Source organism: Curvibacter lanceolatus ATCC 14669, from assembly GCF_000381265.1.
Lineage (GTDB): Bacteria > Pseudomonadota > Gammaproteobacteria > Burkholderiales > Burkholderiaceae_C > Curvibacter > Curvibacter lanceolatus.
This window is the reverse complement of record NZ_KB906253.1, coordinates 362,356-373,800: the sequence shown is the minus strand read 5'-3', so window position 1 is coordinate 373,800 and position 11,445 is coordinate 362,356. Positions and strand designations below refer to the sequence as shown.

The window sequence follows — 11,445 nt, the reverse complement described above, 5'->3', positions numbered from 1 at the left end:
TGGGGGGGGGTGGTAGCGATGGGGTGTTTCAGATCGGGCTCAGCAACTGGCTTTCCTGACGAATCAACAGGTGCCGGACCGCCTTGCGGAAGTCCGTGAAGCGCGGGTCTTGCAGCAGTTCGGCACGCCGCCTGGCGCGGTCTTCAAAGCTGTCGAATGCCCACAGGAACTTCAGCTCGTTCAGGTCACCGCTCTCGGGCTGCAACAGACTGACCAATTGGCCCAGGATGCCGACCTGGACCTCGCGCCCGAGTTCGTTGTAGGTCTTCACATAGTCCCTAAGGCCGCCGGGGACCAGGGTGTAGGTTCTCAATTCGTAGATCATTTTTCGGTGTTTCCGTCCAACGGGAAGGGCATCAGGGGGGGCGGCTTGGTCACGGCTGGCGCGACAGGAATTGCCACACCACCTGGTTGAATCGCTCCGCCTGGTCGTCATGGATGTAATGGCCCGCATCCGCAATCTCGGTGGCCTGCAGGGTCGGGTTGAGGCGCAGCATCTCGCTCACCATCTCGGGCTGCAGGTAGTCAGAACGACCGCCGCGGATCACCAAGGTGGGGCATTGGATGGCTTGCACGCTGGGGCGAAGATCGACCACGCGCGCAGGGTCGGGGTCAAGCCGTGTCGCGGCGATGCCGGCATGGTCATAGCGCCAGGTCCATCGCCCCTGCGGGGTCTGCTTGAGCATCTGCTGCAAACGCTGATGCCTGGCCGCCTCGGACACGGTGGGCCGAAGCGCCCGCATGAAGTCTGCGGCCAGCTCCCAGCTCTCAAACTCGCTGGGGGTGGTGGCCAGCTCCTTGCGGATCCGAACCGCACCGGCACTGGTGTCAAAGGCGCCGGGGCCGGCGTCCTCGATCACCAGCCGACCCACCCGACCCGGGTGTTCGGCGGCATAGACCAGCGCGTTGATCCCCCCCATCGAATGCCCGAGCAGATCAAACTGCGCCAGGTGCAGGTGATCGACCAGGGCAGCCAGGTCGGCCACATAAGCATCGGTGTAGTAGTTCCAGGCCGGATCCCAATCGGTTTGCCCGCGGCCGCGCTGGTCAAAGGCAATGACCCTGAAGTCAGGCTGGAGCGCCGCGGCCACACCGGCAAAGGTCTCTGCATAGCCCCGGATGCCATGCATCATCACAATGGGTCGAGCGCCCGGGTCACCCCACTCCGTGACGTGGAAATTGAGCCCCTGGAGAGGCAGTGTGTCGTCGCGACGTTCCATGGCGGCCTCAGCTCAGACCAGGCCGTCCAGGCCCTTGACCTCGGAAGCCTTCAAGCCGCCCAGGCGCGCATTCAGGCGCCCGCGAGTGGCAAAGCTCCAGCACACAATGACCTCGTCGCGATTCGGGCCGTCATTGAACAGCGCGCTCACCGAGTCATAGTGCGAACGCACATACAGGGCATCCTTGTGGGCCAGCGGGATGTCCAGCACCGTGCCGGGCCCGCCGCGCTTGCCCGTCGAGGGCACCCAAGACTTGGCACCGCCCAGTGCATCGCGGATCGGATTGGCCGCCGGGTTGGTCAGCAGGGCGTTGCCATGCTCGTATTCACCGTCAGCGCCTACCAGGATGGCCTTGCCATAGCTTTCGATGGCTTGCCCGTTGGCGGCTTGCTGGATACGGCGGCCGAACTCCTGGCCCAGCGCCACAGAGCCTTCGATCCAGGCGCTGAGGTCAGGCTCGTAGCGACCTGCGTAGGGGTTGTGGATGCAGGCCGCCAGCACGAACTTGCGCAGGGGTTCACCGTCTGCAGGTGCACCGGTCTCGCCGGCCAGGGTGTCTTCAACCTGCAAGTACCACTTGCGGATGTGGAAGGCGCCAAAGTTCAGGGTTCTCATGGGTATTCTTTCAACTCAAAGTGGATGGATTCAAAGCGGCGTCAAATCAAAGGGGCGGCTCGGAGCGTCGTAGTCGCCCAGCAGGCGTTTGCCCTCTTCGTCGTCGTGCACGGTCTCGAGGAAGAACTCGAAGCGATGCCCGTCCGGATCCGTGAAATACAGGCCATAGCCCACGGCGTGGTCAGTGGTCTTCACCACCGGCACGTTCTTGCGCAGCAACATGCCGTAGAGACGACGCAGGTCATCCATCGACCCCTCGATCTCCAGCCCGTAGTGCTGCATGTTGATGTCGCCTCGGACCTCCGCCGTCGGGCTGGCCGGGTCGACCTGGATCAATGCGATGTCGTGGTGCTTCTGACCGAAAGAGAGAAACACCCACCGATCGCCACGCGCCGTGACCTCCATGCCCAGCACGTCCTCGTACCAGGAGGCCGTCTCGAAGGGGTTCTTGACGAACAGCGCCAGGTGGGTACGGCGAATGCGGGGCCGTACATCAGATGAGGGCGTAGACATGAAGCTCCCAGGCATCAGTTGATGGATTGCGGATGCGCATGGACCGGGGCCTCGAACGGTGTCCAGGCAATCGAGGTGATTTCGCTGAACTCACGCCACTCCTTGAACCAGGTCCGGCCTGCATCGGTGGAGCGCAGCAGGTCGCCGTACTTGGTGCCGGCAAACACCAGGTCGGGGTCGGCCGCATGGGTCCCGAAAGCCCACACGGTCGAGTTGGGCGCGGTGTGCAGCAAGGCGGTGCTCCAGGTCTGGCCACGGTCTTCTGAACGGTAGATCTTGGTCCGGGTACCCGGTGTGCCGTCGCCGATGGCCAGCAACAGCGCCTGCCCCGCAGCGCCCGTCACCTGGACCGTGCGCGTGTAGTACATGCCGTCAAACCGTTCGCGCGAGGGCTTGTGGACGAAGGACTTGCCGCCATCGGTGCTCTCGCAGACCGAGTTCACGGTGAGCACGAAATGGCGCACCGGGTCTTGCGCGGTGGCCGGCAGGATGGTGATCGCATGGATGTCGGAGTTGTTGATGCCCGCCCCGGGCACATCCATGCGTTCCCAATGGTCGCCTTGGTCGGTGCTGCGCCAGGCGCCACCTTCCTCGACGCCGAACCAGACCTCGTGGTGGTTCACCGGGTTGACGCACATCGTCAGAATCCGGGGGCGGTTGACGCCCTGGCAGAACTCCGGCAACTCGACACCCAGACGCTCCCAGCTCAGGCCGCCGTCGCGGGAGCGGCAGGTGAAGGCGCGCGAAGGCGCCCCGGTGCCGGCGTAGACGACTTTCGGGTCCACCGGGTCGAAGGCGATGGCCCAGACGGTCTGACCGTCCATGGGCGAGCTGACCCGGCTGAAATGGGCGCCACCATCGGTGCTGAGGCACAGCCCCACATCGGCACCCGCCAACACCCGCTGGGGGTCGGCCGGGTCCACCGCCAGCGCCCGCACCGTGCCGTCGAATTCAATGGCTTCCTTGAGCCCCAGGCGATGCCAACTGGCACCGTTGTCCACGCTGCGCAAAATGCCCTGGCCCGCAGTGGCCACAAGAATGGTTCCCTTCATGGGTGTTCCTTTTGGGGTGAATGAGCGATCAGATGAAGATGCCGCGGGTGATGCCGCCATCGACGGCAATGGATTCGCCGGTGATGGCACCAGCCCTCTCGGAGGCCAGGAACAGCACGGTGTCTGCAATCTCCTGGGGTTGGAGCACGCGGCGGATCGGGGTCACCTTGGCGTAGTTGGCCTCGACCTGCTCGGGCGTGAGGCCCTGCAGCTTGGCTTCCTTGGCGTACAGCTCATGGATGTGGGGGGTTTCCACCACGCCCGGGTGGATCACGTTGACGGTGATGCCCGAGGGGCCCAATTGGTCGGACAGGGTTTTGGTCAGGTGGCAGATGGCCACATTGCGCATGCCCGACAGCTGCTTGCTGCCCCGGCCGGTGAGGCCCCCGATGTTGATGATGCGGCCGTAGCCGTTCCTCTTCATGTGGGCTGCGGCCGCCTTGGCGCAACGCATGTAGCCCACCACCTTGATGTTGATGTCTTCCAGCAGGCCTTCGGGGCTGGCGTGCTCGATTTCGCTGCGCACCAGGCCACCCGGGTGGGCGGCCCCGTTGACGAGGATGTCGATGCGCCCGAAGTGTTGGGCCACCTGTTCGATCATGGCCTCGACCTGCTCGGTGCTGCTCACATCGGCCGGTGCGGCCAGCACCTCGACACCGTACTGTTCGCTGATTTCGCGGGCCGCAGCCTGCAGAGGGCCCGCACTGCGCGCCACGATGGCCACACGCACGCCTTCGGCGGCCAGTGCCTCGGTCACGGCACGGCCGATGCCCAGACTGCCGCCGGTGACCACAGCGACTTTTCCTTTGAGTTTCAGATCCACATTAGCTCCTGGTGATGGATGAGCGCCGCTGGCGCCCGGTTGCTTGGCATGACGCTGATGAAGCCGAGGCTCACAGCGCCATTTCGATCAGGCTGGGCCCGGAAGTGGCGACGGCCTTGGCAAACTGCTCTGCCAGCGCCTCGGCCGTCTGGGCGCGCGAGGCTTTGACCCCATAGGACTGCGCCAGCAAGACCCAGTCGATGCGGGGGTTCTCCAGGCTGGTCATGGCAGCAGCGCGTTCGCCGAGCGCAGCCCCGCCGCGCCTCAGCTCATTGCGCAAGATCGCGTACTGGTGATTGGCGGCCACCAGCACCACCACGTTCAGCCCCTCATGCGCCATGCTCCACAGGGTCTGGATCGTGTATTGGGTGCTGCCGTCAGACACCAGGGCGACCACTGGCCGCTCGGGGCAGGCGATGGCCGCCCCCATGGCCACGGGCAGGCCCTGCCCGATGGCCCCACCGGTGTTGGTCAAGGTGGTATGCACGCGGGCTGCAGCAGAAGCGGCATAGAAGGGATAGCCGCAGGTGCCGCCCTCGACCGACACGATGGCCTGGTCCGGCAGTTCACGCGCCAGCACGGCGGCGATCTTCTGGGGCGTCAACTCACCTGTGGGCCGCTCCGGCATCGGCACCTGCGGTGCCACATACGCAGGTGCCGCCAGCGCCTCAGCCAGCGCCTCCAGCCGGGTGGCCGCGTCTTCGCCGGGCTGGCTCAGCAGCAGCAGGCGGTCTGGGGTGACCATCTCGCTCGCATGGCCCTCGTAGCCGAAGTAGGTCACCGGTGGCAAAGCCCCCACCAGCACCACCAGGTCGGATGCGTCGAGCACCTGGCGGGCGGGTTCCGGGAAATACGGCAGCCGATCAAAGACCGGCAAGCCCTGCCCACGCTCCGAGCGCGCCGGGAAGGTCTCGGCATAGGCGCGCCCTGGCAGCACCTGGCACAGGCGGGCCACGGCCTTTTGAGCACGCTCACCCAATCCGCTCAAGGCACCGCCACCGCCGAGCAGGAACAAGGGGGCCTTGGCTTGACGAAGCGCGTGCACGCCAGCGGCCAGGTCGAAATGCGAGAGCGACGGCGACGGCGCGGCCACCGCCTCGCCTTTGCTGGAGCCGGCCGCTGCGTCCAGCGTGCCGTACTGGTAGTCGGCCGGGAAGATCAGCGTGGCCGACTGCCCGCCATGGGCCAGGCTCTGCCGCACGGCCTGCGCGGCAGCCGGCGCGGCATCGGCCACGCTGTCAATGCGATGCACCCAACCGGACACCGGACGCGCCAGGGACTCGATGTCGGAACTCAGGGGCGCATCGAACGGCAAATGCCAACTGGTGTGATCGCCGATGAGGTTGACGATCGGGGTGTGGGCGCGCTTGGCGTTGTGCAGGTTGGCAATGCCATTGGCAAATCCGGGGCCCAGGTGCAGCAGGGTGGCCGCAGGACGACCCAGCATGCGGCCATAGCCGTCAGCGGCGCCCGTGCACACGTTTTCCTGCAATCCGATCACGCAACGGACCGCGTCCTGCGTCTCCATGGATCGCACGACATCCAGTTCCGTGGTGCCGGGGTTGGCAAAGCAGGTATCCACGCCCTGAGCGGCCAGTTGGGCCAAAAGCAGGTCTGCTCCAGTGGGGTATTTTTCGGTGGTCATGTTTGCTACTTTATCGATTAGACGAAAATTAGCAACTACAAAGACGATTTATCAGGTTTTTTCTTTGGGCTATGCTTTGCTATTTTCTGTGTTATACGTATTTGTATCTTTTTAGTCAGTCACCCGAAAGCCGCTGCTGCGCGCGACATGGCAGGGCTGAGTTGCAGCGGATCCAGCCAGCGACAGGAGGCCCAAGGGGCATGGCGAAGCGAGGAATCGCCATGGGCAGGAGCCAGGCGCTGGGAACAACAACGGGCCGTGGGGCCCATGCTGGGAATGCGGGGATGAAGAGAGCGCAGGCTGAGGGGTGGGGGCAGCAGGCAGTCGACGTCTGGCCACGCAAGTGCGCCCCGCCGGGCGGCTGGCATGGCTGCATCGTCATCGGTGACAGCAGCGCCGCGGAGTTGCTGGATGTCGGTGTTCAGGCACAGGCCCAAGTCTGCGGAGGCCAGCGCGCCATGTTCTACGCGGCCCACGATGGGACTGCGAAGACCGGCGTGCACACATGCTGGGCGCCAGCGGCCAATTCTTGGTGGATCATGGTTGGCCTGCGCACCGACGGGTGTGTTCAAACGAGCGATGGTGGTCGCACGGCCACGCCAAGTTGGCCTACCGATTGGAGATCGCCTCAAATGAATACTCACCCCAAATCCATGGCTTTCGCCGCAGCCATGGCCGTAACGATGTTGGTATGCGGATGCGGCAAGTCGCCAGACGCCACAGGGGCGGCACCAGGTGTCTCTGCTGCTGCGAGCAACGTCTCGGACATGGATGTGACCGAGCATGTGAAAACGGCCCTGCAGCAGAATGAATCGCTCAAAGGCTTCGACATCAGCGTCGTGACACTGAAGGGGGATGTGCGCTTGACCGGGATGCTGGACAGCCAAGCGCAGATCGACGAGGCATTGAAGATTGCTCGCACCGCGGATGGCGCCCACACCATTCACGACGAACTCACGGTCAAGAAGTAGGAATGGACCATGGCCCAGCCATCAGCCCGCTTGTTGGCGGCCCTTGCACTGTCGTGTTGGACCTTGGCGTTCACGCCGGGTTCAGCGCAGACAGTTCCTGCCCAGACGGGTCCGGTGACGGTGGTGGTCGAAGTTGCGCTCGCGGCGAACGCCACCCCCTCAGAAGCCTTGGCGGCCATGAACGACATGCGCGCGATGATGAAGAGGCAGCCCGGGTATTTGTCTGAAGAGTTCTTGCAGAACCTCAATGCAAGCAATGCACCCCGCTACGTGCATGTATCGCATTGGGCCTCGATGACCTACTGGGCGGCGGTATTTCGGGCACCCGAATTCAGCAGGCTCAGCGCCCATGGCAACGAGCACTGCACGGTATCGACCGGCGCACTCCTGCCTGCCGTGTAGCTGCAACTGATTGACTCGCGTGCCAGCGACCAAGCCGACAGGTGGCCTCACCGCAGCCAAGTCGGCCATGGTTCAGTCGAGGGAGCCGCTCATACAGCGAGTGGCATCTCCAGCCAAGCGACCCATGACGCATTGGCGCGACATGCGTTCGGCAAGTCCATGGCCAATCCAGAGGGCCGCGCCTCGCGTGCCTGCAGTATGCGGCGCCCCTGACGAGGCGCAATGAAGTCATTGCGGCAAGTGCGTCCTCCCCCTGAGCGAAAGGATATATTGCGACAAGCGGCAGCGGACTCGGTCGCAGTTGGACTGCCACGATGTGGGTGAACCTCTTTTCACGCTGACCCGACTCATCCTTATTCGAGCCAGACAGAGGCTGTGATCATGGAATCTCCTGAAACCGGGAACCACCCGCCGCAGCGCTTGCTTCGCCCGCGTTCCACGCGGGCCGCTGCGGGTTGGGGGCGATGGTGTCCTGGCATTCAAACAGTTCGCCGCTACAAGATGGCATGGCTGGGGCATGACATCGTGGCAGGCCTGGTGTTGACCGCGGTGCTGGTCCCTGTCGGCATTGCTTACGCCGTGGCTTCCGGCTTGCCTGGCATCTGCGGCCTGTACGCCACCATGGCCGGGCTGCTGGCTTATGCCGTGTTTGGGCCGAGTCGCATCTTGGTATTGGGGCCGGATTCCTCGCTGGCCGCCCTTATCCTGGCCGTCGTACTGCCGCTGTCGGCAGGCGACCCACACCGAGCTGTTGCGTTGGCCGGCATGATGGCCCTGGTATCGGGTGTGCTGTGCATCGTTGCGGGCGCCTCAAGATTGGGCTTCATCACCGAGCTGCTGTCCAAGCCGATCCGTTATGGCTACATGAACGGCATCGCACTGACTGTGATTGCCAGCCAGTTGCCAGGCTTGTTCGGCTTCAGCGTCGATGCCCATGGGCTGCTTGACGAGTCCTGGCAATTCGGACTGGCCTTGTGGGCCGGCAAGCTGAACCCCATGGCTCTGCTCATCGGGGCCGGTACGTTGCTGACCATTCTTCTACTCAAGCGGTACCCACGGCTACCTGGGATTTTGGTCGCCGTGGTGGGCGCAACCCTGGTTGTCACCCTCCAGGACTTGGCCTGGGCCACCGGCGCCCATGCGGGCGTGCCCGTGCTCGGCGGGTTGCCACAGGGCCTCCCCCACTTTGCACTGCCGTCGATAGACTCCAACGACGTCGCCCCCGTGCTGCTCGGTGGGCTGGCGGTGGCGCTGATCTCGTTTGCCGACACCAGCGTGTTGTCGCGAACCTATGCTGGCCGAACGGCGACCTTCGTCGATCCCAACCAGGAGATGGTTGGCCTGGGCGCAGCCAACTTCGCCGCCGGGCTGTTCCAGGGCTTCCCGATCAGTGCCAGCGCCTCGCGCACACCGGTGGCGGAGGCCGCCGGCGCGAGGACGCAGCTTACCGGCATGGTGGGGGCGTGCACCGTTGGCGCCATGCTGCTGATGGCGCCCGGCCTGCCACGCAACGTCCCGGTCGCGGCGCTGTCCGCGGTGGTGATTGCCTCGGCCATCGGCCTGATCGAAGTCAAGGACTTGCGCCGCATTTGGCGAATTCAGCGGTGGGAATTCTGGTTATCGATTGGCTGCCTGTTGGGCGTGGCGCTCCTGGGTGCGATCCCCGGCATTGGTTTGGCGATCCTGGCCGCTGTCATCGAATTCCTGTGGGATGGCTGGCGACCGCACTCGGCTGTGTTGGGCCGGGTCGATGGCGTCAAGGGCTATCACGACATCAGTCGCTACCCCGAGGCGCGTGTTGTGCCGGGGCTGGTGCTTTTCCGGTGGGATGCACCGCTGTTCTTCGCCAACGCAGAGTTGTTCCGCGATCGCGTGCTGGATGCGGTGGCCGACTCACCAACACCCGTGCGCTGGCTGGTTGTCGGTGCTGAGCCGATGACCAGCGTGGACGTCACTTCAGCCGATGTGTTGGACGAACTCGATATGACCCTGCATGAGGCCGGCATCGATCTGTGCTTTGCAGAGATGAAGGATCCCGTCAAAGACAAGCTCAAGCGCTTTGGCCTGTTTTCCAGACTCGGCGAGCAGCGGTTTTTTGCGACGCTCGGCGAAGCGGTACGACGCTACCTGGTCTCTCAGAATGTCGTGTGGATCGACTGGGAAGACCGAGCAAGCGAGTCTGGGGCGGGCATTGTTCAATAGGCTCCAACGTCCAGTGGCAGCAGGGTCGGGGCATGTCCGCTGACAGACGGACCTGGAGTCATTTCATGAAACTCTCCTTGATGAAGATTCAGCAGGCACATCAACGCGATTCGAACCAGGAAACCTATGCCGTCACACTTCAGCCTTCTCGATGCGCCGACCAAGTACTTGTTCTTCACCGGCAAGGGCGGGGTTGGCAAGACCTCGGTTTCAACAGCGGTGTCCATTGCACTGGCAGACTCGGGCAAGAAAGTTCTGTTGGTCAGCACCGACGCGGCGTCCAACCTGGATGAGATGCTGGGCATTGAGCTGCGCAACCAACCGGTGGCTGTGCCTGGTGTGCCGGGCCTTTCTGTTCTGAACATCGACCCGGAAACAGCGGCTCAAGATTACCGGGCTCGTGTCGTCGGGCAGATGGGCGCACAGGCCAACCCCGAAGAGGTGTCGACGGTCAGGGAGCAGCTTTCAGGGGCCTGCACCACCGAGATCGCAACCTTCGATGAATTCGCCAGCCTGCTCTCGCATGGCGGCGATGCTTTTGAGCATGTGGTATTTGACACGGCCCCGACGGGACACACACTGAGGCTGCTCAGCCTGCCCAAGGCGTGGAGCGGTTTTCTGAGCGGCAATGACCGGGGAGCCTCCTGCCTGGGCCCGCATTCGGGCTTGAAGATGCAAGAGCAACTCTTCAACCAGGCCTTGAAGTCGCTCAACGACCCGGCCTTGACCAGCCTCGTCCTGGTCGCCCGCCCCGAGGCCGGTGCGCTGAATGAGGCCGCCAGGTCCTCTGTCGAATTGCTGGAATTGGGGCTGAGGCAGCAACGCCTGGTGGTGAATGCGGTGTTCAAGGCCAGTGACCGTCGTGATGGCATCGCGGCCGCACTGGAGGATCTGGGACAACAGGCCATCAGTGCCATGCCTGAGCCACTCCGAGCCCTGCCTTGCGACATGATCGCCTTGCGGCCGGTCGATTCAGTGGGTTTGGAGGCGCTTCGGGCGTTGCTGTCTGCCAAGCCGGTCGACACACCAAAGCGCCCTGCACTGGATGTCGCCAGGGACCATCCGGGCCTCGCGGATCTGGTGGCCGAGATTGCCAAGGGCGAGCATGGCTTGATCATGGTCATGGGCAAGGGCGGCGTCGGGAAAACCACGGTGGCGGCTGCCCTGGCCCTGGGTTTGGTCCAACGCGGCAAATCCGTCCACCTCAGCACCACAGACCCAGCAGCCCATCTGGCTGCAACCCTCGATGGCGAAGTGCCTGGCTTGAGCGTTGGGCGGATCGACCCGAAGACTGAGACACAAAAATACGTCGACAAGATCTTGGCTGCCAGGTCGCCCGGCATGACCGCTGCAGAAAAGGACTTGCTGATCGAGGACCTGCGTTCACCCTGCACCGAAGAGGTGGCGGTCTTCCACGCCTTCTCCCATGTGGTCTCGCAGGCCAGAAGCGCCTTTGTCGTGCTGGACACCGCGCCGACCGGGCACTCGTTGCTGTTGATGGACGCCACGGGCGCCTACCACCGGCAGATGGTTCGGGAGTTTGAGGGAAAAGGGGCCGGGCGGATCGTGACGCCCCTGATGCGCCTTCAAGACGCCAACTACACCAAGATCATTCTGGTGACCCTGCCCGAGGCAACACCTGTCTCGCAAGCGGCGGCGCTGCAAGACGACTTGCGACGCGCTCAAATCGAACCCTTCGCTTGGGTGATCAACAAATCCTTGCTGGCCACGGCAACCCGAGACCCCTTGCTCGAGGCGCGACTGTCCAATGAGCACAAGCAGATTCAGCGCGTGAGAACTTTTGCGCCGCGCGCGCCCTATGTGGTGCCGTGGAAAGCAGAACCCCTGGTCGGCCTGTTGGCGTTGGAGGGCTTGCTCTTGCAACCGGCCCTGCCCGGAAGAGAGTCCTGATCCGGTTCATCTCGGCTTCATCCTCATGGGTCAAAATCCGGCCCGGGAGTGTTGCCTCAATGCGCCACCAGCATAATTTCAAGAGCCCAAA

11 protein-coding genes are annotated in these 11,445 nt (G+C 63.8%); 4 read left to right on the top strand and 7 right to left on the bottom strand.

Going from position 1 to position 11,445, the window contains the following annotated elements; translation table 11 throughout:
* Positions 1 to 28: 28 nt before the first annotated feature.
* The 7 genes from F624_RS0101845 to F624_RS0101815 form a co-directional block, all read right to left on the bottom strand.
* Positions 29 to 325 (bottom strand): NIPSNAP family protein, encoded by a 297-nt coding sequence (locus F624_RS0101845; protein WP_019572551.1) that lies wholly within the window; start codon positions 323 to 325, stop codon positions 29 to 31.
* A gap of 49 nt (positions 326 to 374) precedes the next feature.
* Complete coding sequence (locus F624_RS0101840) at positions 375 to 1,220, bottom strand: alpha/beta fold hydrolase (protein ID WP_031253854.1); 846 nt, start codon at positions 1,218 to 1,220, stop codon at positions 375 to 377.
* 12 nt (positions 1,221 to 1,232) lie between these two features.
* Positions 1,233 to 1,835, bottom strand: a complete 603-nt coding sequence (locus F624_RS0101835) for an amino acid synthesis family protein (protein ID WP_019572549.1) — start codon at positions 1,833 to 1,835, stop codon at positions 1,233 to 1,235.
* A gap of 30 nt (positions 1,836 to 1,865) precedes the next feature.
* Positions 1,866 to 2,348, bottom strand: a complete 483-nt coding sequence (locus F624_RS0101830; RefSeq protein WP_027476678.1) for a VOC family protein — start codon at positions 2,346 to 2,348, stop codon at positions 1,866 to 1,868.
* Between the two features lie 14 nt (positions 2,349 to 2,362).
* Positions 2,363 to 3,400, bottom strand: a complete 1,038-nt coding sequence (locus F624_RS0101825; RefSeq protein WP_019572547.1) for a WD40/YVTN/BNR-like repeat-containing protein — start codon at positions 3,398 to 3,400, stop codon at positions 2,363 to 2,365.
* A 28-nt stretch (positions 3,401 to 3,428) separates the two neighbouring features.
* Positions 3,429 to 4,223 carry an SDR family NAD(P)-dependent oxidoreductase gene (locus F624_RS0101820; RefSeq protein ID WP_031253852.1) on the bottom strand — a complete coding sequence of 265 codons (795 nt, stop codon included), beginning with the start codon at positions 4,221 to 4,223 and terminating at the stop codon, positions 3,429 to 3,431.
* A 70-nt stretch (positions 4,224 to 4,293) separates the two neighbouring features.
* Positions 4,294 to 5,868: an acetolactate synthase large subunit gene (locus F624_RS0101815; protein ID WP_019572545.1), complete on the bottom strand. Its 1,575-nt coding sequence runs from the start codon at positions 5,866 to 5,868 to the stop codon at positions 4,294 to 4,296.
* 632 nt (positions 5,869 to 6,500) lie between these two features.
* On the opposite strand from F624_RS0101815, the gene F624_RS35490 reads away from it, so the two are divergent.
* From F624_RS35490 to arsA, 4 genes are all read left to right on the top strand, one after another.
* The gene (locus tag F624_RS35490; protein WP_211224125.1) at positions 6,501 to 6,839 is read left to right on the top strand and encodes a BON domain-containing protein; all 339 of its coding nucleotides are present in this window, start codon (positions 6,501 to 6,503) and stop codon (positions 6,837 to 6,839) included.
* 9 nt (positions 6,840 to 6,848) lie between these two features.
* The gene (locus F624_RS0101805; RefSeq protein ID WP_019572542.1) at positions 6,849 to 7,241 is read left to right on the top strand and encodes an antibiotic biosynthesis monooxygenase family protein; all 393 of its coding nucleotides are present in this window, start codon (positions 6,849 to 6,851) and stop codon (positions 7,239 to 7,241) included.
* Positions 7,242 to 7,622: 381 nt separating this feature from the next.
* Positions 7,623 to 9,443 carry a SulP family inorganic anion transporter gene (locus F624_RS0101800; protein WP_043425346.1) on the top strand — a complete coding sequence of 607 codons (1,821 nt, stop codon included), beginning with the start codon at positions 7,623 to 7,625 and terminating at the stop codon, positions 9,441 to 9,443.
* A gap of 126 nt (positions 9,444 to 9,569) precedes the next feature.
* A complete protein-coding gene (gene arsA, locus F624_RS0101795) occupies positions 9,570 to 11,354 on the top strand; it encodes an arsenical pump-driving ATPase (protein ID WP_019572540.1) in 1,785 nt (594 codons plus the stop codon).
* The last annotated feature ends 91 nt before the right edge of the window (positions 11,355 to 11,445 follow it).